This is a genomic window from Acinetobacter sp. DL27, from assembly GCF_055810995.1.
Map to the genome: position 1 here is coordinate 2,633,739 of NZ_CM147947.1, position 21,777 is coordinate 2,655,515.

18 protein-coding genes and 1 pseudogene are annotated in these 21,777 nt (G+C 41.8%); 7 read left to right on the top strand and 12 right to left on the bottom strand.

Going from position 1 to position 21,777, the window contains the following annotated elements; all coding sequences use genetic code 11:
* Positions 1 to 24: 24 nt before the first annotated feature.
* Complete coding sequence (kdgD, locus tag AC0KVP_RS12745) at positions 25 to 936, bottom strand: 5-dehydro-4-deoxyglucarate dehydratase (RefSeq protein ID WP_168158477.1); 912 nt, start codon at positions 934 to 936, stop codon at positions 25 to 27.
* A gap of 480 nt (positions 937 to 1,416) precedes the next feature.
* On the opposite strand from kdgD, the gene AC0KVP_RS12750 reads away from it, so the two are divergent.
* The 3 genes from AC0KVP_RS12750 to AC0KVP_RS12760 all read left to right on the top strand — a co-directional run bounded on the left by AC0KVP_RS12750 (position 1,417) and on the right by AC0KVP_RS12760 (position 5,371).
* A complete protein-coding gene (locus tag AC0KVP_RS12750; RefSeq protein WP_473337104.1) occupies positions 1,417 to 2,778 on the top strand; it encodes an MFS transporter in 1,362 nt (453 codons plus the stop codon).
* 76 nt (positions 2,779 to 2,854) lie between these two features.
* Positions 2,855 to 4,405, top strand: a complete 1,551-nt coding sequence (garD, locus tag AC0KVP_RS12755) for a galactarate dehydratase (protein WP_473337106.1) — start codon at positions 2,855 to 2,857, stop codon at positions 4,403 to 4,405.
* A gap of 75 nt (positions 4,406 to 4,480) precedes the next feature.
* Positions 4,481 to 5,371: a DMT family transporter gene (locus AC0KVP_RS12760; RefSeq protein WP_336955658.1), complete on the top strand. Its 891-nt coding sequence runs from the start codon at positions 4,481 to 4,483 to the stop codon at positions 5,369 to 5,371.
* Positions 5,372 to 5,542: 171 nt separating this feature from the next.
* Here the strand turns inward: AC0KVP_RS12760 and AC0KVP_RS12765 are convergent, their stop codons facing one another.
* Both AC0KVP_RS12765 and AC0KVP_RS12770 read right to left on the bottom strand, forming a co-directional pair.
* Positions 5,543 to 7,384 (bottom strand): monovalent cation:proton antiporter-2 (CPA2) family protein, encoded by a 1,842-nt coding sequence (locus AC0KVP_RS12765; RefSeq protein ID WP_473337108.1) that lies wholly within the window; start codon positions 7,382 to 7,384, stop codon positions 5,543 to 5,545.
* 414 nt (positions 7,385 to 7,798) lie between these two features.
* Complete coding sequence (locus tag AC0KVP_RS12770; protein WP_473337109.1) at positions 7,799 to 8,659, bottom strand: DMT family transporter; 861 nt, start codon at positions 8,657 to 8,659, stop codon at positions 7,799 to 7,801.
* Positions 8,660 to 8,786: 127 nt separating this feature from the next.
* On the opposite strand from AC0KVP_RS12770, the pseudogene AC0KVP_RS12775 reads away from it, so the two are divergent.
* Positions 8,787 to 10,183, top strand: a pseudogene (locus AC0KVP_RS12775) (aminotransferase-like domain-containing protein).
* A 50-nt stretch (positions 10,184 to 10,233) separates the two neighbouring features.
* Here the strand turns inward: AC0KVP_RS12775 and AC0KVP_RS12780 are convergent.
* A complete protein-coding gene (locus AC0KVP_RS12780) occupies positions 10,234 to 11,010 on the bottom strand; it encodes a class II aldolase/adducin family protein (protein WP_004696021.1) in 777 nt (258 codons plus the stop codon).
* A gap of 166 nt (positions 11,011 to 11,176) precedes the next feature.
* Positions 11,177 to 12,001 (bottom strand): helix-turn-helix transcriptional regulator, encoded by an 825-nt coding sequence (locus AC0KVP_RS12785; protein ID WP_473337112.1) that lies wholly within the window; start codon positions 11,999 to 12,001, stop codon positions 11,177 to 11,179.
* A 67-nt stretch (positions 12,002 to 12,068) separates the two neighbouring features.
* Between AC0KVP_RS12785 and AC0KVP_RS12790 the strand changes: the two genes are divergently transcribed.
* Together AC0KVP_RS12790 and AC0KVP_RS12795 are read left to right on the top strand one after the other, a co-directional pair.
* The gene (locus AC0KVP_RS12790; RefSeq protein WP_346311890.1) at positions 12,069 to 12,482 is read left to right on the top strand and encodes an Mpo1-like protein; all 414 of its coding nucleotides are present in this window, start codon (positions 12,069 to 12,071) and stop codon (positions 12,480 to 12,482) included.
* Between the two features lie 455 nt (positions 12,483 to 12,937).
* On the top strand, positions 12,938 to 14,179 hold the full coding sequence (locus AC0KVP_RS12795) for an OmpP1/FadL family transporter (RefSeq protein WP_473337114.1): 1,242 nt from the start codon (positions 12,938 to 12,940) through the stop codon (positions 14,177 to 14,179).
* Positions 14,180 to 14,222: 43 nt separating this feature from the next.
* Here the strand turns inward: AC0KVP_RS12795 and AC0KVP_RS12800 are convergent, their stop codons facing one another.
* Positions 14,223 to 15,386 (bottom strand): alanine racemase, encoded by a 1,164-nt coding sequence (locus AC0KVP_RS12800; protein WP_473337116.1) that lies wholly within the window; start codon positions 15,384 to 15,386, stop codon positions 14,223 to 14,225.
* Positions 15,387 to 15,572: 186 nt separating this feature from the next.
* Positions 15,573 to 16,853, bottom strand: a complete 1,281-nt coding sequence (locus AC0KVP_RS12805) for a D-arabinono-1,4-lactone oxidase (RefSeq protein WP_473337118.1) — start codon at positions 16,851 to 16,853, stop codon at positions 15,573 to 15,575.
* Between the two features lie 156 nt (positions 16,854 to 17,009).
* Here AC0KVP_RS12805 and AC0KVP_RS12810 point away from each other — a divergent pair, with 156 nt between their 5' ends.
* A complete protein-coding gene (locus tag AC0KVP_RS12810) occupies positions 17,010 to 18,098 on the top strand; it encodes an AraC family transcriptional regulator (RefSeq protein ID WP_473337120.1) in 1,089 nt (362 codons plus the stop codon).
* A gap of 76 nt (positions 18,099 to 18,174) precedes the next feature.
* Here the strand turns inward: AC0KVP_RS12810 and AC0KVP_RS12815 are convergent, their stop codons facing one another.
* The 5 genes from AC0KVP_RS12815 to fdhD all read right to left on the bottom strand — a co-directional run bounded on the left by AC0KVP_RS12815 (position 18,175) and on the right by fdhD (position 21,744).
* Positions 18,175 to 18,792, bottom strand: a complete 618-nt coding sequence (locus AC0KVP_RS12815) for an ATP-binding cassette domain-containing protein (protein WP_473337122.1) — start codon at positions 18,790 to 18,792, stop codon at positions 18,175 to 18,177.
* A gap of 4 nt (positions 18,793 to 18,796) precedes the next feature.
* Entirely contained in the window at positions 18,797 to 19,489 is a 693-nt protein-coding gene (gene modB / locus AC0KVP_RS12820; protein WP_004982482.1) for a molybdate ABC transporter permease subunit, read from the bottom strand.
* Entirely contained in the window at positions 19,489 to 20,229 is a 741-nt protein-coding gene (gene modA / locus AC0KVP_RS12825; protein ID WP_473340527.1) for a molybdate ABC transporter substrate-binding protein, read from the bottom strand. Before modA ends, modB begins: the two co-directional genes overlap by 1 nt.
* A gap of 279 nt (positions 20,230 to 20,508) precedes the next feature.
* Complete coding sequence (locus AC0KVP_RS12830) at positions 20,509 to 20,859, bottom strand: winged helix-turn-helix domain-containing protein (RefSeq protein WP_078389621.1); 351 nt, start codon at positions 20,857 to 20,859, stop codon at positions 20,509 to 20,511.
* Between the two features lie 84 nt (positions 20,860 to 20,943).
* Positions 20,944 to 21,744 carry a formate dehydrogenase accessory sulfurtransferase FdhD gene (gene fdhD, locus AC0KVP_RS12835; protein WP_473337125.1) on the bottom strand — a complete coding sequence of 267 codons (801 nt, stop codon included), beginning with the start codon at positions 21,742 to 21,744 and terminating at the stop codon, positions 20,944 to 20,946.
* Positions 21,745 to 21,777 lie beyond the last annotated feature (33 nt).

A 21,777-nucleotide genomic window follows, 5' to 3' on the forward strand; every position in this document is an offset into this window, starting at 1 on the left:
ACTCCAATGCCTAAATTTCTAAACTTATTGCGGACCTAAAGTTGCAATTAATGCAGCCAAATCTTCGTAGTCTTTCGGAGTTAAATCACTTAATGGTGGACGTACAGGACCTGCATCATAACCACTAATTTTCGCACCCGCTTTAATCATACTTACACCATAACCTGCTTTACGGTCACGAATTTGGATTAATGGCAAGAAGAAATCTTTGATTAAACGATCAGTTGTAGCTGTGTCGTTGGCACGAATTGCGTTATAGAATTCCATTGCCGTTTTTGGAATAAAGTTAAATACCGCAGATGAATACACTGGGCAGCCCAATGCTTTGTAAGGTGCAGCAAATACTTCAGCAGTTGGTAAACCACCTAAGTAAGATAAACGGTCACCTACAGTTTGCGTAATACCTGTCATCATGTCGATTTGACCAGAACTGTCTTTGAAACCAATCAGGTTTGGACATGCTTCTGTTAATTGTTGTAATGAATCAAGATTTAAAAGAGATACGCTACGGTTATAGAAAATTACACCGAAGTCTACAGAGTTACACACTTGTTTAACGTGTTCGATCAAACCTTCTTGGCTCGCTTCAGTTAAATAGTGTGGCATTAAAAGAATACCTTGAGCACCTAAACGTTCAGCTTCTTGCGCTTGTGCAATCGCTTGACGAGTTGGACCACCCGCACCTGCAATAATCGGCACACTGCCCTTACAAGTATCCACAGCAGTCTTGATGACTTCAGAATATTCATTGCCCGTTAATGAGAAAAACTCACCTGTACCACCTGCAGCAAAAAGTGCACTTGCACCGTAAGGTGCTAACCACTCTAAACGCTTTGCATAGGTTGCTTTGTTAAAATCGCCATTTTTGTCAAAGTCAGTTACTGGGAAAGAAAGTAAACCGTCAGAAATAATACTCTTTAACTCAACTGCTTCCATTGTAACTCTCCGTAGTCATCTATAAGTTGTCTGACATCCTACAACATAAAATTGAAAAGTCCAATCTTTTTTGTGCGAAAGTCTCGAAAAGCGCCGCTAATATGCATCAAAAGCAAGAAAATCTATACTTATTCAACTAATTGATGATTCAATTCTCTTTTAAAAAAGAATAAAATACTTTGTTAGGTGCATAAAAATAACTCAAATTTAATCCAATCACTCAGTCATCATACCTCTAAATTTATTTAATTTATTAATTTTCAATAGTTTAATAAACAACAACCCAAAACTTCAAAAAAACAAATTGCAAACAATTCCAAAATAATCATAAGATGTCATACATCTTTAAAGACTGCTTTGAGCATTTTGGAAGAAATCGGTATTTAATCATGATGAAAAAATACCTATTTCGTTAAATAGACATGAAGTCACTCTAATTTGATTGCGCACAAATTAGGTTACGGATAGAAGAGTTTGTGTATGGAAAATTTACAAACGCAAAGTGCCGCTGCCGCTACTACGGCTAGTCACAAAAAGACCCGCTATTTTATTTTAGCGATGATCTTTATTATCACCTCATTAAACTATGGTGATCGTGCAACCCTTTCAATGGCTGCTTCACCAATGACACAAGAGTTAGGTATTGACTCTGTGACGATGGGATATATCTTCTCTGCGTTTGCTTGGGCATACGTGATTGGACAAATTCCAGGTGGTTGGTTACTCGATAAATACGGCGCACGAAAAGTATATTTCGGCAGTATTTTCTTATGGTCATTATTCACCGTTCTTATTGGCTTCTCTGATATTTTCGGCAGCACTGGCGCAGTCATTAGTGTCTTATTTTTATTGCGTTTTATGGTTGGTTTAGCGGAAAGCCCTGCGTTCCCTGGAAATAGTCAGATCGTGGCTGCATGGTTCCCGACCAAAGAACGCGGTACGGCTGCTGCAATTTTTAACTCTGCACAATATTTCGCAACGGTTATTTTCGCTCCATTCATGGGCTGGCTTGTTGCACAAGTCCACTGGCAATCTATTTTCTGGATCATGGGTGGTCTAGGTATTGTGATGTCATTTGTGTGGTTGAAAGTTATTTATAGCCCAGTCAATCATCCAAGTATTAATCCTGCCGAACTTGACTACATCAAAGAAGGTGGTGGTTTGGTAAATATGGGTGAAGATAAAAATAATACTCAGCAAAAGAAAAAGACCTCTTTTGCCGATATTAAACAGCTTCTTTCTTCGCGTATGTTACTGGGGATATTCATTGCGCAGTATTGTATTAACTGCTTAACCTATTTCTTCTTAACTTGGTTCCCTGTGTACCTTGTAAAAGAACGTCATATGACTATTTTGCAGGCTGGTTTCGCTGCGGTTGCACCTGCACTCTGTGGTTTTATTGGCGGTATTTTAGGTGGTTTGGTATCAGATCGCTTAATCAAAATGAATCACTCAGTGACTTTCGCACGCAAGTTGCCGATTATTTTAGGTCTATTCTTATCGACCAGCATTGTGATCTGTAACTATGTGGAATCACATACTGCCATCATCTTCTTTATGTCATTGGCTTTCTTTGGCAAAGGCTTTGGTTCTTTAGGTTGGGCGGTGATGTCAGATGTCGCACCAAAAGAAATGATCGGTTTATCGGGCGGTTTGTTCAATACCTTTGGTAATACCGCGGGAATTGTGATTCCAATCGTAATTGGTTACATCATCAGCTCAACAGGTTCATTCAATAATGCTTTAGTCTTTGTGGGTATCCATGCTGTGATCGCACTGCTGTGTTATCTATTCATGGTTGGCAAAATCGAACGCTTCCAACTGAAAACCACTACACCTTAATTCATCCGCTTCATGCTTTACCAGAGCTGGCTATCTTCTAGCTAGCTCTGTTTGCCACTTAATACAAGGAACGATCATGCAACAAAGACCACTACTCATCAAAATTAATCCGCAAGACAACGTCGCGATCGTGGTGAACGATGGTGGTCTTGCACAAGGAACTTATGTTGAAGCACAAGACATCACTTTGGTTGAAGCTGTCCCTCAAGGACATAAAGTCTTATTAACAACATTGAAAGAAAATGATCCGATTGTGCGCTACGGTGAAATTATTGGATATGCAAATAAAGCGTTAAATGCAGGCTCATGGGTCAATGAAGCGGTTACACTGATGCCTGAAGCACCAACTTTAGACTCTTTAGAACTTGCGACTCGTCCTGCACCAAGCCTTGAACCCCTTTCTGGCTATACCTTTAAAGGTTATAAAAACAAAGATGGTTCTGTTGGAACCAAAAACTTATTGGCAATTACCACCAGCGTGAACTGCGTTGAAGGGATTGTCGATCATGTGGTTAAAATCGTAGAACGTGAATTACTGCATAAATATCCAAATGTCGATGGTATTGTCGGACTCAACCACTTATATGGCTGTGGTGTCGCGATTGATGCCCCTGCGGCGATTGTACCGATTCGTACCATTCATAACTTAGCGCTCAATCCAAACTTCGGTGGTGAAGTGATGGTGGTCAGCTTAGGTTGTGAAAAAATGCAGCCTGAACGTTTATTGAATATTCCTGCTGAAAACAAACGTATTCCTGTCGAAGACCAAGATATCATTCAACTGCAAGATGAACGTCATAATGGCTTCCAAAGCATGATCGACCATATTTTGGCTGTAGCTGAACATCATTTAGAAAAGTTAAATCAACGCCAACGTGAAGATGTCTGTGCCTCTAATTTAGTCGTTGGTATGCAATGTGGTGGTAGTGATGCTTTCTCTGGGGTTACCTCTAACCCTGCTGTAGGCTTTGCTTCTGACCTGATTGTCCGTTGCGGCGGTACAGTGATGTTTTCAGAAGTCACTGAAGTCCGTGATGGCATTCATTTATTGACCCCTCGTGCTGAAAATGAGCAAGTTGCAAAAGACCTCATTCGTGAAATGCAATGGTATGATGACTACCTCGCCGCAGGTAAAGTAGACCGCAGTGCCAATACCACCCCAGGTAACAAAAAGGGGGGGTTAAACAATATTGTGGAAAAAGCCATGGGCTCAATTGCTAAGTCTGGCAGTTCTGCCATTGTTGAAGTCTTGGCACCAGGACAAAAACCAACCAAGAAAGGGCTGATTTTTGCTGCGACTCCATCTAGCGACTTTATTTGTGGTACACAACAAATGGCGTCTGGTATTACTGTACAAGTCTTTACCACCGGTCGTGGCACACCTTACGGTTTAGCCGCAGTTCCTGTGATTAAAATGGCGAGCCGTAACACCATTGCCAACCGTTGGTATGACCTGATTGATATTAGCGCAGGTGATATCGCGATTGGTAAACGCAGCATTGAACAAGTGGGTTGGGAGTTATTTGAACTCATTTTACAAGTTGCAAGCGGTGAAAAGAAAACTTGGTCAGATCACTGGGGAATTCATAATTCACTTGCAGTCTTTAACCCTGCCCCTGTGACCTAAACTTTATAAGCTAAGTAGAGGAATCGGCTGATTCTTCTATTTACCTGTTTATGTACTCGGAAACACAATCTTATGATGCAAAACACATCATCGCCCTCAACGGCTGTGAGTAAAGCACTGCTCTGTTTAATGACTTCAGCCTTGCTGTTTTCGATTATGGGCGTGTGCATTCGTTTTGCATCTGAAACGGTAGATAATCCGACAGTGGTCTTTTTTAGGAATGCTGTCGGATTATTTATTTTTATTCCTATGCTGTTTAAGCAGGGTTTAAGCTTTATTAAAACCGATAAATTGTGGATGCATACTTGGCGCAGTGTCGTCGGTTTAGCTGCAATGTATGGTTTTTTCTATGCCATTGCACATCTAAAACTGTCCAATGCGATGGTGTTTAGTTACTCCTCACCGATTTTTATTCCACTGATTGCCTACTTCTTTCTCAAAGAAAAAATAAGTCTCGGCATGATTATCGCGGCAGTTGTCGGTTTAATTGGGGTGCTGTTGGTGGCAAAACCCGATCAAGGGATGTTTAATGCATTGTCTGTGATTGGTCTAGGTGCTTGCTTCTTATCCGCAATGGCCTTTGTCACTGTACGTGCGCTGACCAGTACCGAGCCACCCGAACGAATTGTTTTCTATTTTTGTATTTTTGGCACGCTCATTTCATCTATTCCAATGTTTTGGCACTGGCGTATCTTCACACTCAAAGAATTGGCCCTACTGATTACCGCAGGGCTGTTAGCCAACATTAGTCAGCTGTTTATGTCTTATGCCTATAGTTTAGCCCCTGCTGGGCAAATTGGGCCGATGAATTATATTGCCATCGTATTTGCAGGGATTTGGGGCTTTATTTTTTGGCATGAGATTCCTGACATGTTCAGTATTCTCGGTATCTCTATTATCTTAATTGCAATTTTGGCGTGTAATCCTATGATTACGAATAAAGTTAGGCATCTTTTGAAGTTTTAAGTTAGCCGATTAACCGAGATAGTTCATTCATCAATTGGATTTATATATGTATATGATCATTCAAGAATAAATTTACTGACTGCAGTGCGACCTTAGAGTATTTAAATACTTAAACAGAAAAAGAGATCTGTCATAGACCACTTTTTATTCAAGATGATGCAACTCACATTTTTAAGTCCGATCATCTACCTCACTCGTTTTTTCTAGTTCTGCATCATTTAACAACTGCCCCGTATGTTGTGGCTTAATCAAGGGTGCAGTCGGACGTGGGTTGCGCTGCGTATATTGTATGCCTATGCCCGCTTTGACATCATCAGCGGCAACTTCCGTTTCAAAACGTTGATTATCTAAAGCTCGGATATCATCACTCACCTGCTGAATTTCATCCTGACTTGCGCCCAATTCCTGCAAGGCCATTTGACCTAAAGCCAATGCAGACTCAAAGGTTTCTCGAACCATCAGACTGACATTTTTCTTGGACAAATACAGCGCGTGTTCACGGTCATAGGAACGAACAATCAGCTTAGCCAAAGGAAATTCAGCATTCACCAACTCTACAATTTTATTAATCGTTTCTTTGTGGTCAACACAGACTAAAATTGCTTCTGCGGTATCTGCCCCTGAAGCATGTAAAATATCTAAACGACATCCATCGCCATAGTAGACATCAAAACCAAACTTTTCCGCGTTTTGGATCATGTTGACGTCATTATCAATAATGGTCACATCCACACTCCGTGCCAATAATAACTGACTGGCCACTTGACCAAAGCGACCAAACCCAATCATCAATACTTTACCCGTTAAGCCATCGGCAACCCTGACCTGATCAAGTGAGCTTTCATCCTGTTCAAGGGTAAAGCGTTTAAATAACACGCCGATGATTGGCGTTAGCACCATAGACAATACGACAATCGCGGTTAAATTGGACTTGATGGTGTTATCGATAATTTGGGCTGTCGTCGCAGCACTAAACAATACAAAGGCAAATTCGCCCCCCTGCGCCATCAGTAATGCACGATCTAAAGCTTCGGGATGATTACTCTTGGTCAAACGCGCGACTACATAGATCATCAGCGCTTTGGTCAACATCAACGCAATTACACCACTGACAATCAGCGGCCAATTTTGTCTGACCACTGCCAAGTCTAAAGACATCCCGACGCCCAAGAAGAACAAGCCCAGTAATAAGCTTCGAAAGGGTTCAATATCTGCTTCAATTTGATGACGGAAAGTCGATTCGGACAGTAACACTCCTGCTAGAAATGCACCCAGTGCCATGGATAAACCACTGAGTTGCATCAGCAATGCCGCGCCCAATACCACCAACAATGCCGCAGCAGTCATCACTTCACGTGCTTTAGCAGCAGCTAAAATTTTAAATAATGGATTGAGTAACCAATGCCCTGCAACAATTAATCCAGCGATGGCCAACAGTCCGATGCCAATCCCTTGTAAATCGATAGATGAGCTTTCCGCTACTTGATTGGGTGCCATAAAGGCAACCAATGCCAATAAAGGAACGATCAATAAGTCTTCAAACAATAAGATCGCAACGATCTTTTGACCACGTCGTTGATGCAGCTCTCCGCGATCATTTAACAGTTGCATCACTATCGCAGTCGACGTCAGAACAAAGCCCGCAGCACCAATGAACGCTATTTTCCAGCTAAAGCCAAACAACATGCCCATACCCGTTAAGGCAATGACCGAAATAAGGATTTGCAAACTGCCCAATCCAAAAATCTCTTTCCGCAAACTCCATAAGTGCGAAGGCTGCATCTCCAATCCGATGATAAAGAGGTACATCACGATGCCGAGTTCAGCAATATGTAAGATAGCTGTGGGATTGTTAAAAAAGGCAAAACCAAACGGCCCAATAATCAATCCAGCAATTAAGTAGCCTAATATCGAACCTAGACCAATACGTTTAAAAATAGGGACGGCAATGACCGCTGCACTCAACAGTACAACAGGCCCAACCAGTCCTAGTGAATCTACTTCTGCACTCATCTTGTTCCCATCTTGGTTGTTGGCAATCCATGCCAATTTAACGCTATTTTAATTTTATTCACTAAGGTCTACGCCTGTACGGATAGGATGTCTCAGCGGTGATCTTTTCACTCTGCATGTCCGAAGACTTATCATCAACACTCAACATGCTGCGAATTTAAGCATCGCCTGACCTGTCTATGTTTAAAACTATATACAGCATTGTTGCTATACAGCAAGATTTTATTCGAGGAATAAAAAACACCTCACTACTTATTGAACAGAAGATAATCAAGACCAGATTTTTATAACAGATAGATACTTAACAATAGTGTTTAGTAAGATTCTATCGTCAAAGATAAATTGTATCTTTGACGATATAGAGCTGACATTCAGAGTTTTTACTTCATCAAAATAAAATTGGACGCCGTATGTTCAAGCATATTTTCTCGCCCCAGCCACACAGATAATGGCTGCCAAAGTGACGGCCAACATCATCCAACTCACGCTTTCATGTAGTAATAGAGCGGCAAGTGCAAGTCCCATAAAGGGTTGGAATAATTGCAGTTGACCAACAGATGCAATGCCGCCTTGTGCTAATCCTCGATACCAAAACACAAAACCCAGCAACATGCTAAAGACAGAAACATAAGCTAAACCCATCCATGCCGCTGGACTGACATGCTGAAATGACATAGGCATGCTCAATAATGCTATTGGCAACATCACAGGTAACGAGAGCAGTAAAGCCCAACTAATGACTTGCCAACCACCCAATGTTCGTGAAAGTTTTGCTCCTTCTGCATAGCCTAGTCCGCATAGAATAATTGCTGCCAACATGTATAAATCACCTTTCCATGCGGTACTCGTCTCTCCAAGTGCAGCATAGCCCGCTACAAAAATGGCTCCCAGTACTGAAAACAACCAAAAAAGTGGCTTGGGGCGTTCACCTCCGCGTAGAACTGCAAAAATCGCAGTACTGATAGGTAATAATCCTAAGAAAACGATGGAGTGTGCAGAACTTACATGCTGTAGGGCCAAAGCAGTTAAGAGTGGAAATCCAATGACCACGCCCAATGCACTGACTGCAAGTGCAGGTATGTTTGAAGCGGTCGGGCGTGCTTGGCGAAGTAAAACCAGAAAAAAGAATCCTAATAGCGCTGCAATTGTGGCCCGTGCACTGGTTAAAAATATGGGCGTAAAATCGGCAACGGCGACCCGTGTTGCAGGTAAAGACCCCGCAAAAATAGCGACACCGATTAATCCGTTTACCCAGCCGCTGGTTGCCTGTTTCATGGCGTGATTCTCTTATCTTTAATCGCTTAAGTTGAACATAGACCGCATGTTTGAATCGAGATACAATCCAGTACAATAAATAAAAACTGTTATGCATAAAAAGCCCATACAGTTTAGGAGAAATGGAATGCGCAGCCAAACTCGAATTGATGCAGTCATGGATGAAATTAAACTCAAAATTAGCTCACGCACCTATCTCCCCAGTCATCGCCTTCCCTCTGTGCGCCAACAAGCACGTACATTGCAGGTCTCTGTTTCAACCGTTGTCGAAGCCTATGAACGTTTAATGGCTGAAGGCATCATTCTTTCTAAACCCGGATCAGGCTTTTATGTGTCTGGCCCCGTCGCGCCACTGGCTTTAACCCAAATGGGGCCTAAGCTAGATAGAGAGGTCGATCCTTTATGGGTCTCTAGACAAGCCTTAGATACAGATCACAGCACACTCAAGCCGGCTTGCGGTTGGTTACCGCCCGAATGGTTATATGAGACAGGTGTTCGGCGTGCTCTGCGTAGCATGGCAAAAGCAGATAGCTTAGAACTGGTGGAATATGCAACAGCAGCAGGACATCCTGAACTGCGACAATTAATTTCTCGTCGTTTAACCCACATTGGCGTTGAAGCTTCGACTGAACACATCATGCTCACCGAATCTGGCACGCAAGCGATTGATTTGATCTGTCGTTTTTTATTGGAAGCTGGCGATACTGTCATTGTCGATGACCCCTGCTATTTTAATTTTCATGCGCTCCTCAAAGCCCATCGCATCAATATTGTGAGTGTACCGTATACTCCCCATGGCCCACAGATTTGGAGATCTTTCAGTCTGTTTTAGCTGAACACTCACCACGGCTGTATATCACCAACTCAGGCATACACAACCCAACTGGCGCAGTGCTTTCTCCCGTCACGGCGCATCGCTTACTTAAACTGGTCGATCAAACCAATTTAGTCATTGTGGAAGATGATATTTTTGCCGACTTTGAACATACCCCTGCCCCACGACTGGCTGCTTTTGATGGACTCAATCGTGTCATTCAAGTTAGTAGTTTTTCAAAAACGATTTCAGCCTCTTTGCGCTGCGGCTATATCGTGGCCAAAAATGAATGGATTGAAAATCTAATCGATTTAAAGATCGCCACCTCTTTTGGTGGAGGCCGACTTGCCGCCGATATGGCACTGATCGCCTTAAAAGACAGTGGTTATCGTAAGCATATGGAAACAGTGCGCTTACGCCTTGCCCATGAAATGCAAAAAGTCATCACTCAGCTCGAAGCTTTGAATATTCAACCGTGGTTGATCCCGCAGGCGGGTATATTCCTCTGGTGTAAACTTCCCGACGGCTTCGATGCTGCGCTCATTGCGCGAGAGTGTTTAAAACACGGCGTTGTTTTAGCACCAGGAAATGCATTTAGCCAATCCTTAAATGCACAGAATTTCTTACGCTTCAATGTCGCACAATCGGTAGATCCGCGTATTTTCGAAACGCTCAAAAATGTGTTAGCTCAACAGCAGAACTCAACATAATCAAAGCCTCTACGTAGAAATAGAGATTTTTATTAAAATGGTTAAATGGCTTATGAACAATATTCGTCGCGTTGATGCTCAATTAAAGACAACGCGGCATTCCATGCTTTCAGCATCACCATTTCAATCAATTCACTTTCAAACTGTTGAGCCGTATGTTGACGTACAGCTTCAGACGGAAGATGAAGCTCTGCTCCTCCCGCCATCGCTTTAATCTGCGCTTGGCATGCACGTTCAAGGAAATAGATCTCGTGGAAAGCACGTTGAATCGAATCTCCTGTCGATAGCAAACCATGATTACGTAAAATCATGACTCGGTTGTGCCCCAAGTCTTTCACGAGACGCTCACGTTCTTCGGTTAATAACGCCACCCCTTCATATTCGTGATAGCTAACTTTGTTATAAAACTTCAAAGCATGCTGAGACAAAGGCAATAAACCGTGTTTCTGTGCAGACACTGCAATGCCATCTGCTGTATGCGTATGAATCACGCAGTGCACATCTTTACGTGCATCATGGATCGCGGAATGAATCACAAAACCTGCGGTATTGACCAATTTCCCCTGATCATAATCCGCAATAATATTGCCTGCATAATCAATTTTAACCAAATGCGAAGCCGTCATTTTTTCAAAGGGAATGCCATATTGATTAATCAGAAAATGACCGTCTTCGTCGGGTACACGTAGACTAATATGCGTATCAATTAAATCGGTCATGCGGAAATGCGCAATTAGACGGTACAACCCCGCAAGCTGACAACGTGCATCCCATTCTTTTTCGGACACGACATCTTTTAGACTTTTCATCGCATGTAAACTGGTCATTTGTTATCCCTATTATCTCTATCCATTAAAGTTAACATTGAGCTTGAAGGAAAAAGCCAAACCCTGCTTAAGTCCTTCTCTCAACATAAACTGATTCTTCGTAAAATAGCGAAACCTGTCTTGAATGATTCTGCTATTTCCGTGTGCTATCAAGCAACTTAACACGCTATGACGTCGATGGTGTTTTAATGGACTCATTCACGAAGATGGTTTTGCCTTTCAGCATCGAGGGTGCAAAATCAGCCATGCTGCGTAAAGTTCGGGTAAAATGCGCCTGATCGGCAAAACCCGCTTCCAAGGCAATATCAATCAAACTCCGACCTGCTGCCCAGAGTTTGATGGCATAGCGGATACGCAACCAAAGAATGTAGCGCCGCATGGAAATCCCTAGTTGTTGGCTAAACAAGTGCATCAGTCTTGACTCAGACAGTCCCGTATATGCAGCAACCTGAGCTACTGTAGGAATCTGCTGAGGTACAAGTTGTTGAATATAACGACAGGCTTGTAAAACGCGGGCATCCCATGGCAATACTTGCAACGGATTTGGGTTTAAGGTCGACAGTAGCGCTAAGACCAATTGTTTGGCTTCATCAGGACTGAGTTGCCCAGCGATCAACTTTTGAAACTGTGAATGAAACGTAGAAAGGCAAGAGACAGGTAAAGAACAAATTTGTTCGCCATTCAGCAATGGATACAAGTATCCATAGAGTGCATGATCAGGATCAATCATTAGCGCTAGATAAGGCTGATTCTCTGAATCAGTACTGTGCATCACATTGGGTGCCATCACCACAATATCGTGATAACTACGTACGTGGTCGTCTAAAGTGATCGCAAAAGGTGTGCCCAAGCCTATTTGTAAAAGTGCTGGAAAATGGGCATGGGCATTATTCAACTGCTCATGAGTCACATACAAAATGACGCCATCCCAAGTGTAAATTTTACTTTGGTGCGCCAACCCTAAACTCGCATCCTTGCTTTGCGATAGCATATTCGTTCAAGACCATCTTTGGTTTACTGTTTAAAACTACGCCTTGTAAACACTAAAGGAGTAGGACATGTTACAGAATACCCAAACCCAAATTAAAAACAATATGCAAGATTTGGTGAATAATGCCCATCTTTCTGCTGCATTGGTTGCAAGCCCTGCTGTGCAAATTAAGGGAAGTGATGGCCGTTATAAAACCTTAAAAGAATTCTATCCCTTCTATCTTTCTCAGCATGAAGACCCCACTTGCCGACGTTTACACTTTGTGGGAACCACCTGTGTGATCGGGATTACTGCGGCTGCGGCGATGACCAAAAATGCAAAACTACTCTGGGCTTTGCCTGTGGTGGGTTATGGATTTGCTTGGGTCGGTCATTTCTTTTTTGAACATAATAAACCAGCCACATTTACATATCCGTTTTACAGTTTCGTTTGTGACTTTAAAATGTATAAAGACATTTTATTAAAGCGCGTCGATTGGTAAATAAAAATGCGACTGTCTTATATATTTGTAAGGCAGTCCGTTTGATCGAAATCTGACGATTATTGCTAAGGTTACGCGCCACAAACTATCTATAAGAGCGACGCTCCTTAATCACATCAAATCAAGCCATCAACTTAGACTGCATCAACGTCCACTATATACGACGTCATCATCTACTCTAATGCAAGGCGATCAACACTCGCCAACAGCTCAATCAAGTCACTCATTTCTCACAGGTTCAATTTATAAAATAAGTCCTTTCTTTTGACCGAAAATCCCCCCTTGAATGCTCATTTACAACCCTACTCTCTAATTCTTTTCAGTGATTAACTTGAGCTTGGACACCATGGTTTTCAATGTTGAGTGACTTTTATCAAGTCACCCAAAACTAAAACATAGTGCCAAGAAGACAAACAATAGCGATTACAAGTCAAAAATTCTCAAGGACGACTTACATGAAACTCAGCCCATTGGTGATTGGCATATTTGGAATATCCTCTTGTAGCTTGATCCATGCATCTGCTCTGGATCAATCCGGCCAGTCGATTCTGCCCTTTTTAGAAACAGGACATTATGCTGAAGTCAGCATTGCCAGCGTAGATCCAGACATTTCAGGGAAAATTCGCAACCGACCCGATTTAGTCAGCGATGCGACGAATCTCAATACTGGTAATATGGGAAATAGCTTTCAATATTACAATGCCGCCTTAAAACTACAGCTAACCGAACATGTCAGTTTTGGCCTTTTGTATGATCAACCGTTCGGTGCTGACATTCACTATCCGATGCAGCCTAATAATACATTTTCAGATAATGAGTTCAGCCAACAAGGCACTTCTGTAAACGTGGATACCCACAATATCAGTATGCTTCTCGGTATCAGCCCATTCACAAACTTTCAACTTTACGGTGGTGCAGTTTATCAATCGGTAGAAGGTGATGTCTCACTCCGAGGAAATGCCTATGGCCCTCTTTTTAATGGATATGATGCGAAATTTAAAGAAGACCATGCAGTGGGTTGGTTAACAGGTTTAAGTTATCAAAAGCCGGAGATTGCTTTAAAAGCAGCCATCACCTATCGTTCTAAAATCGATCATAAACTGCACGTCACGGAAACGGTCTTTGGTGAACCTTTAGAAGCTACACTTCCACATAAAACAAAAATTTCTACGCCTCAATCCGTCAATCTCGATATTCAAACAGGGATCGCTTCGAATACCCTCGCCTATGCCAATCTGCGCTGGGTTAACTGGAAAGAGTTTAAAATTCGCCCGACCCAGTTTGGTGCTTTGACCGAATATATCTCTTCAATCATCAGTGACGGTACTTATGTCGACGGCTTTGATTTAGACAGCTACCAGCACGATCAGTGGACAACTACATTGGGAATTGGACATCAATTCACCCCAAAATGGAGTGCATCAACAGAAATCAGTTGGGACTCTGGCACAGGTGATCCTGCATCTAATTTAAACCCAACAAAAGGCTCTTGGGGATTTGGTTTCGGTGCACAATTTAACCCTACACCCCATTACTTTATTGCAGGTGGAATCAAATATTTTTGGCTCGGTGATGTTGTTGCAGAAGATGGAACTTACCATCTGCCTATATCTGGTATTCAATCCACAGCAGAGCAAGCAGATTTTAAGAATAATAGCGCTATCGCCTATGGTTTAAAAATGGGTTATCGCTTCTAAATTAAGTCCATAAAATAAAAGCCACTCGATTGAGTGGCTTTTATTATTCTCGAAAAGTTTGCCATGTTTCAAAAGCATGCTGTTTATACAGTTTTAATTCTGAAAACTGAGGAAGAATCGCTTCACTCTGTGTAGGCCTTAAAAACACAAAATCATCCACTTGAATATCGCAATTTCTAGAAACATTGACCAACTCTTGATTACTGCTCCGCCCATACAATAGATGCGGACGACACTGATTGGGATAAACATAATCCGCCAGCCAATAACCACCATAAATAAACAGTGCTTTCGATTTATGCGGTAATTTATTCAATAAAGACATTGCAGGTAATTGCGCAAAAGGCAGAACTTTTAGCACAGGAGTCGCAATCCATAACGCAGGCTGTAAAGACTTTAATGATTCACTTTCAAAGTCGCTGGGTTTGAGCAGCATCGAACCAAAAGATAGATCATTACAAACGCTCTTTGAGACATGAAAAGTAAAGGTCGGACTACCGCCACCATTAAAACAAAGATCACTATTCCAAAGGGCTGGAAACTGCATTTGAATGACCTTTTGATAATTTAAATACATCTGCTGCGACTCTTGATAGGCCTGATCTGGTGTTTTGATGATTAATGGTATTTTAGTGACATGCGCATCGTAGCCCATCAAGCCTGACAGTTTTAAATATTCTGGATATTGCTGGATCACGCTTAACATTTCAGCGAGTTTCTTTTCAGACTGCACCCCACCCCGATGTAAGCCCACATCAATTTCAATATTCACGTGCAGACTTATGGCATAGTCTTTGGCTATCTCTAAATATTGCAACAACCGTTCTTTAGTATCGACTAGCCACTGAATATTTGCCTTTGTCCAAGCTGAGTTTTGTGCATAAAAAGTGCGAGCTGCTTGGGCAGGCATGGGCTTACCCAATAAAAGATCAACTGCTGTGAAATTTTCTAATATCAACTGGATATGTGGCAGATGAAAGACCATAAAACGCTGTGTATTCAACTTCTCCGACAGCAATTGGAGTAAATTTAGGCTGGCCAACGATTTGACCACTAAACGTGGTTTTAACTGTTCCACCTGAACAAGCTTCGTTTGAATATATTGGAGGTTCTGTTGTAATGCAGCGTCATCTACAATCAGTTGGGGTGTCGCAATCCCTTGTGTTTTTAAGTCTGAATTGAGTGTTTTAAAATAATGATCCAACATTCTTTTTGTCCTATTCTGAATAAAAGCGGCCAACTTAAACCAGCTTACTAAGCGTATGACCTATTGCTAAAAGCCAAAGCCATCAATTTGAGCTTTAGTGTAGAGCTCATCGTCAGGCTTGTGATTAGCGAACCATACAGCCCTACACTTTAGCCATAGCCTACTCACCTCAAGTCATCGCCCCAATCATCCCAAAAATAACTGCTCTAAATAAGGGTTTAAAAACTTGCGCTCAGGGTCCAACTGCTGACGTAATGCAAGAAAATCGTCCCACTTTGGATATAAACTTCGAAGCTGCGTTGCCGTCATACTGTGCATTTTGCCCCAATGGGGTCGTCCCTTATATTTCTGAAAAATAGGCTCCACAATATCAAAAATTAACCGTGGGTCTTGCTTATGATATTGATGTACCGATATCGAAATAGAGTCTTGCTGATAAAACGGACTGATCCAAATATCATCCCCTTTGACAAAACGAAACTCGAGCGGAAAAAAGGTCGCAACCTTATGGTGTCGTAATGCCGCTAATACCTCTTCTAAACAATCCAAACCATCATCAACAGGAATCTGATACTCCATTTCATTAAATTTCGTATTACGTACTGTCGGAAAGATCTTGCTTGACCAATCCACTGCTGTTGTTGGTTTAACAAAAGTGCCTAACAGTTTTTGCACATAAGGATTCAAGGATGGAACGTTTTTGATTAATTCAGAGCAGACTGTTAACAACGTATCTTCCGATGGATAGCTTTCTTTACGAGGTTGTAGCTCTTCATCTGTCTCATCTAAGGTTTTTAGCATCAGTTTTTCAGCATGGGAAAAAACAAAACATTCAATATGTCGATGCTGATGTTTCCATTGCTGAATAAACTGCATCATGTCTGCTACTGTACAAAGCTGAATATGTTCCTTCAATTTAAAGCGCGGACGATTTTGCATGGTAATTTTGGTCAAAATACCCAGACTACCTAATGAGACACGTCCAGCCGCAAAGATTTCTGGATTTTCTGTACGATTACAGTTAAGAATTTCACCGGAAGCAGTTAATAAATCAAAATCTTCCACATAAGCTGAAATACAGTGTAAATCTGCACCTGTACCATGTGTTCCTGTTGAGACCGCACCCGCAAGGCTCTGCTGGTCGATATCGCCTTGGTTCATCAAAGCTTGATTGATGGGTTCTAGATATTGATCCAAATTGTACAATCGAGTCCCTGCATAAAGACTGCACCGACAGTGGGCTGTATCAGATGAAGCCACACCAGAAATTTGGTTCAATGACACCAAAGTCGCATCGGTACATACTAGGGGGGTAAAGGAATGTCCTGCCCCCACAACCCGTATTTTCGGGTGACTTTGTACAATATGCTGTAACTCCAATACATTGTCAGGGTGCAAAATGTGTTGTGGATGAGCCTGTTGAAACCCTGACCAGTTCGACCACGTATATCTCTCTTGAGTTTTCATGGACGACTCACTCCACATTTGCCCAGTAAATACTCTTTACTCAGCTGACTCATTTGATTTTCTTGCTTTGTCCAATCCTTTGGCTTCATTTGATTTTCCTTTCATCACTACGTTGAATTGATCTGCGCTTTGGCATATTGAAAGTTAAACAAAATTATGAGATACCAAAAAGGGTTGAATGATCGCTATTCAGGGGGGCAAAACGGACTTATGCCTAAACAGTCGAATTACACCGTTCATACACGGCAATATATCCCACCCACAATATTGGCTGGACTGCTACATTATGCAGAACAGCAACATTGGGATTACAGCACGTGGTTTCAGCATTCAGGCGTGAATATCAATCAAATCCAGCAAGCACATGGTTATGTGAGTTTTACTCAGTTATGTCATGTGATTCAGAATGCCTTGGTTTCGAGCCAGCAACCTAGCTTAGGCTTAAAAATTGGCAGTAGTGAAGGCTTGATTTCAATGGGTATTTTAGGTTTTGCCATGCAATCCTGTAAAACTGTAGCGGATGCCTTAGAGATTGCCCTACGTTACCATCAAGTTTCAGGTAGTGTTTTAAACTTAAACTTTAAAATTTTTGAGGAAAGCGTTGAATTAGAGTTCATCGAAAATATTACACCGACAAACCTTAAAATATTTTTCTGTGATGAACTGCTAAGTAGCATCATGGCCTGCCTCAATGCCATGTTAGGCGATCATCAAGATATTATTCTGTTAGAGCTGAGCTATTCTCCGAACACGCATCTTGCCGAATATCAAAAAATTGTCTCCTGCCCGATTCACTTTAATGCAGACAGAAATGTCATTCGATTTAAACGAAGTATGCTAGAGCGCCCACTCAAAACTTATAGCCCTGCCAACTATGCAACTGCCATCCAGATTTGTGAACGTGCACAGCAAGAAATTGATCAGCTCAATCATGCACAATATTCGTATTTATTAGACCAGCTCATCGATCAGCACCTTCCTGTACGCTTTGATATGCAACTCGCATCAAACTATTTACAAAGGAGTGAGCGTCATCTTCGACGCTCCTTATTGCTAGAAGGCATTAGTTTTCAGCAAATTCGACAAACCGTGTTAGAGCGAAAAGCGAAACAGATGCTTGAAAATAATCTCTCCATTGGTGACATTAGCCAAGCTTTAGGTTTTAGTGAAGTACGTGAATTTCGTCGGGCATTTAAACGCTGGACAGGTCAAGCCCCGTCTGTTTATAAAAATGGCACCGAATAATCCTAAGCTAATATGGAAGCCTTTTTTCTGTTTTAATTCGTTCTCTATTGAAAAGTTGAAGCTGAAATGTGTTCGATTAAAGCAACCAAACTGCTTCGGTCAGCTGCTTAATTTCATCTATATCATGGCTGACATACAGCATCGGGATATGGGTTTCATGTTGGACGGTTTGAAAAAAAGGAAGGATTTCCTGTTTATGTGCAGCGTCTAACGCAGACAAGGGTTCATCTAATAATAATAAATTTGGCGAATACAACAGTGCCCGACCTAATGCAACACGCTGCTTTTCACCACCTGAAAGCTTCGTCGGCATACGACTGAGTAAATGGTCGAGTTTAAGCAGTTCAATAATATAATCGGGATCAAAACGTCGATTTTCAAACCGAATGCGCTTATAACCAAACAATAAATTTTGCATCACCGTCATATGTGGAAACAGTTGTGCATCCTGAAAAACCAAACCAACATGACGTTGCTGCACATTTAAATTGATCTTATTTTCAGCATCAAACCATGTCTGATGATTGATTTTAATCCAGCCCTTGACTGGAGTATTAAGTCCTGCAATGGCATGCAAAATACTGGTTTTTCCTGAACCTGAAGCCCCAAATAAACCAACGACATGATGTTCAGATGAAAATGTCTGATCGAGTTTAAATTTGCCTAAATTTAACTGAATATGACAGTCAATCATCGTCTTAATGTCCTCGCTTGTTTTTCTGATAGCGATGGAACCACTGGGCAAACCATAACGCCAAAAATGCCACAGTTAATGACAGAATAATCAGTCGCCAGACTGCCTGTTCTGTGTCAGGTTGCTGCATCAGGCTATACATGGCCAAAGGCAAAGTTCTGGTCTCGCCTGCAATATTACCGACAAAGGTAATGGTTGCGCCAAACTCGCCCAAACTGCGACAAAAACATAAAATCGCCCCCACCAATATGCCACTGCTGGCTAAAGGCAAAGTGACATAAAAAAAAGTGCCCAAGGAGGAAGCACCGAGCGTTTTCGCCGCCATTTCTAGACGTTGATCCACCAACTCTATGGCCAAACGAATCGATTGAACCAAGAGTGGAAAGCCCATCACGGCTGAGGCCAAAACTGCGCCTTTCCAGTTAAATGCAAAATTGAGTCCAAAGGGCTCAAGATACTTACCCAGTATCCCGTTTCCTCCAAAAACCTGTAATAGCAAATATCCCGGCACCACAGGCGGCAGCACCAGAGGCAAGAAAATAAAGGTTTCAAATAAGGATTTGCCAAAAAACTCTTTACGTGCCAAAACCCAACCCACTGCCAATGCAGGGATCAGGCTAAATGCCAAACAGGTTGCAGCCACTTGGCAGGATAACTTCAGTACCTCTATTTCTTCAGCCGATAAAGAAAACATCATCACTTAGCAGCAGATAAAACGGTAAAGCCATATTTTTTAAAGACTGCATGTGCTTGTTTACTTTGTACAAACTGATAAAAAGCTAACGCATCTGGATTATTTTTGACAAGACCTAAGGGATAAACAATCGGGGTATGGATGCTGATAGGGAAAACGCCAACGACGGTGACATCTTTACTGATGGCAGCATCGGTTGCATAGACAATGCCAAGCTGACATTCACCACGTGCTACAAAGTTGAGCGCAGCTCTGACATCTTCAGTTTCAACCAATCTGGGTTCAAGTTTTGACCACCATCCTAGTGCGGTCAGCGCCTGTTTCCCATATTTTCCTACAGGAACACTTTTGGTGTCACCTGTACAAAGCTTGCCCTGAAAGGCGGTAGAAGGATCAAAACTTTTATCCATTTTTATTTTGACAGGCTTAGCTTTTGGTGAAATCAGAACGAGCCGATTGCCCAATAAATTCACACGTTTATTCGGTACAATTAACTTTTTATTTTGCAGATAATTCATCCATTGTTCATCTGCCGAAATAAAAACATCCGTAGGTGCACCCGCTTCAATTTGCTTGGCCAAAGTCGATGACCCTGCATAAGAGGTTTTCACGCGTACTCTTTTTTGTTGTTCAAACATTGCATCAACATCTGCTATAGCATTGGTCAAGCTGGCTGCTGCATAAACGGTGATAGCTTGCTCTGCATGTACCTGTGCCGCAAGAGTCAAACCACAACATAACATCGCATATTGCATATACTTATTCTTAAAATTGAGCAGCACCATGTTCCCCTTAAGCGTTATAAATTGACCGATATGTTTTCAAAAATATATTGATACATAAGCAACGTCAATTCCAGAAACAGATTATTTATCGTTCAAGTTAAAGGGTTTGTATCTTAATCACGTGACTGATACTGCTCTTGCAATCGAGTGAATAGATAAGAGGTTTTATCAAATAGAGGAAGCTTATTCGTGTATGTCATGAATCAATACGAGAAGTATTTAGTTGAACTAAATAGATTATTGTTTCAGGTGTTGAGCTATTTCTTCAAAATCCTGCTCAATCGCAACGCGTGCTTTTATTTCCATCTGTCTAAATTGACTTAAAATACTTTCGCCCAAGTCCGTGAGTTTTGCCCCACCACCATGCGTTCCACCTTTTTGAGTTTCGACCAATCCTGACTGAAAGCTATGATTCATGGTTTCAACCAACTGCCATGCACGGCGGTAGCTCATATTCATACTTTTTGCAGCTTGAGAAATTGAACCTGTACGGCGAATTTCTTCCAATAACTCGGCCTTACCTGGCCCAAAGGCAATGTCTTGATTGAGAAGTATTCTGAGCTGTAATTTTAATTTGACGTCTTGCATACATTCACTCAAATAAAGACCTATCATCAAAGCAGATGACCTAAAGAAAAACCTTTTACTTTTTATACAGCAAAATTTTAAATATCAAGTATATAAAACAAAACCATTACCGCGGCAAAAACTCGCTAAGGTCAAACCTGACTGCTTTGCCATATTAATCGCCATACTGGTTGGGGCTGAAATACACGCCAGCAAGGCAATATTCAGTTGAGCACACTTACGAATCAACTCATAACTGGCGCGACTGGTCATCACGACAAAACCTTGATTTACATCATAATGATGTTCTGCAATATAACCCAATAGTTTATCTAAAGCATTGTGTCGGCCTACGTCTTCAAACAAAGCCACTATTTCCCCCGCTTCAACCCATGCAGCCGCATGTGCACCGCCCGTCATTTGGGTGATTTTCTGTCGGGTATTGAGTTGAGCAATGGCTTGGGGGATTTGAGCCAACCATGACTCAGTAACTTGCGTGGTAACTTGAGGTAAATCCAAATGAAGCTGCTGTAAACTTTCAATTCCACAGAGACCACAACCCGTGCGTCCAACCATCATCCGTCGATGTTGTTTGAGCGCCATAAAGGCGCGGGCAGAAATCGTCATTTCGACTTGGATTCCAAATTCCGTTTCGTGTATGTCTAAAGAATAAAGCTCTTTCAAACTCGTCAAAATACCTTCAGACAAGCTAAAGCCTTTCGCAAAAACTTCAATATCTGCTGGCGTTGCCATCATTACTGCATGGGAAATCCCATTATAAACCAAGGCAATAGGATATTCTTGCACCACAAAATCAGATTGTTCAACAGCTCTATTTTCACTTAAACGCTGGATATCAACAGTTTCATACCCCAGAGAACTCAACTTAGACGCCCGAATATCCATAATAATTTTCCAATCTCCCCTAAACACTAAACC

Excerpts from the sequence above, each read along its gene's own strand:
- kdgD (WP_168158477.1), bottom strand. The coding sequence starts at position 936 with ATGGAAGCAGTTGAGTTAAAGAGTATTATTTCTGACGGTTTACTTTCT.
- AC0KVP_RS12750 (WP_473337104.1), top strand. The coding sequence starts at position 1,417 with ATGGAAAATTTACAAACGCAAAGTGCCGCTGCCGCTACTACGGCTAGT.
- garD (WP_473337106.1), top strand. The coding sequence starts at position 2,855 with ATGCAACAAAGACCACTACTCATCAAAATTAATCCGCAAGACAACGTC.
- AC0KVP_RS12760 (WP_336955658.1), top strand. The coding sequence starts at position 4,481 with ATGCAAAACACATCATCGCCCTCAACGGCTGTGAGTAAAGCACTGCTC.
- AC0KVP_RS12765 (WP_473337108.1), bottom strand. The coding sequence starts at position 7,384 with ATGAGTGCAGAAGTAGATTCACTAGGACTGGTTGGGCCTGTTGTACTG.
- AC0KVP_RS12770 (WP_473337109.1), bottom strand. The coding sequence starts at position 8,659 with ATGAAACAGGCAACCAGCGGCTGGGTAAACGGATTAATCGGTGTCGCT.
- AC0KVP_RS12780 (WP_004696021.1), bottom strand. The coding sequence starts at position 11,010 with ATGACCAGTTTACATGCGATGAAAAGTCTAAAAGATGTCGTGTCCGAA.
- AC0KVP_RS12785 (WP_473337112.1), bottom strand. The coding sequence starts at position 12,001 with ATGCTATCGCAAAGCAAGGATGCGAGTTTAGGGTTGGCGCACCAAAGT.
- AC0KVP_RS12790 (WP_346311890.1), top strand. The coding sequence starts at position 12,069 with ATGTTACAGAATACCCAAACCCAAATTAAAAACAATATGCAAGATTTG.
- AC0KVP_RS12795 (WP_473337114.1), top strand. The coding sequence starts at position 12,938 with ATGAAACTCAGCCCATTGGTGATTGGCATATTTGGAATATCCTCTTGT.
- AC0KVP_RS12800 (WP_473337116.1), bottom strand. The coding sequence starts at position 15,386 with ATGTTGGATCATTATTTTAAAACACTCAATTCAGACTTAAAAACACAA.
- AC0KVP_RS12805 (WP_473337118.1), bottom strand. The coding sequence starts at position 16,853 with ATGAAAACTCAAGAGAGATATACGTGGTCGAACTGGTCAGGGTTTCAA.
- AC0KVP_RS12810 (WP_473337120.1), top strand. The coding sequence starts at position 17,010 with ATGAGATACCAAAAAGGGTTGAATGATCGCTATTCAGGGGGGCAAAAC.
- AC0KVP_RS12815 (WP_473337122.1), bottom strand. The coding sequence starts at position 18,792 with ATGATTGACTGTCATATTCAGTTAAATTTAGGCAAATTTAAACTCGAT.
- modB (WP_004982482.1), bottom strand. The coding sequence starts at position 19,489 with ATGATGTTTTCTTTATCGGCTGAAGAAATAGAGGTACTGAAGTTATCC.
- modA (WP_473340527.1), bottom strand. The coding sequence starts at position 20,229 with ATGTTATGTTGTGGTTTGACTCTTGCGGCACAGGTACATGCAGAGCAA.
- AC0KVP_RS12830 (WP_078389621.1), bottom strand. The coding sequence starts at position 20,859 with ATGCAAGACGTCAAATTAAAATTACAGCTCAGAATACTTCTCAATCAA.
- fdhD (WP_473337125.1), bottom strand. The coding sequence starts at position 21,744 with ATGGATATTCGGGCGTCTAAGTTGAGTTCTCTGGGGTATGAAACTGTT.